Annotated in this window: 1 pseudogene; it reads left to right on the top strand. The window is 58.4% G+C overall.

Features of this window, described 5'->3' with window-relative positions:
- Positions 1-312, top strand: a pseudogene (locus tag BK660_RS31370) (hypothetical protein); the annotation flags it as partial.
- Positions 313-608 lie beyond the last annotated feature (296 nt).

Raw genomic sequence — 608 nt, 5'->3', positions numbered from 1 at the left:
AATAACAGCAATCGCAACGTCAACCGTAACGTCAATATCGGCAACAGTCGCGATGTCGACATTGATGTCGACGGCCATGGCCGTTATGGCTACGACGATCACTACCATCCGCTGGCTGCCGCAGCGGCGGTGACGGCAACCGTCGCGGTCACGGCGGCGGTGGTGGGCTCGATCTTTACCCCGGCGCAAATGCCTAGCAGTTGTGTGCAGGTGATTCAGTACAACGTCGCCTACATGCAGTGCGGTTCGACCTGGTACCAGCCGCAGTATCAGGGCAGTGATGTGACGTATGTGGTGGTCAACGCGCCGTGATCAGGCTTTCGGCACCCACGGTTGCATCTGCGCCAACAGGCCACGACCGCCGATTACGGTGGTCTTGATGAACTTGCACGTGACGGCTCCTTTAATGACGGGCGATGCGGATTCAGGCTAGTCGATAAAAATGTTGAGCCGGAGGGTGAAAGGGGTTCGAATGGCGCCGTTACGAAGCCCTTCGATTAATCTACGAGCCCCAGACATGACAACAGCCCATCCGGTGGTGCCGGACCAAGAGCAATGGCAAGCCTGGACACCCGATGAGTTGGCGCGGCGACTGCGTTCGGTAGACC

It is taken from the genome of Pseudomonas brassicacearum, from assembly GCF_003732265.1.
Taxonomy (GTDB): domain Bacteria; phylum Pseudomonadota; class Gammaproteobacteria; order Pseudomonadales; family Pseudomonadaceae; genus Aquipseudomonas; species Aquipseudomonas brassicacearum_D.
This window is presented reverse-complemented; position numbering and strand designations above follow the sequence as displayed.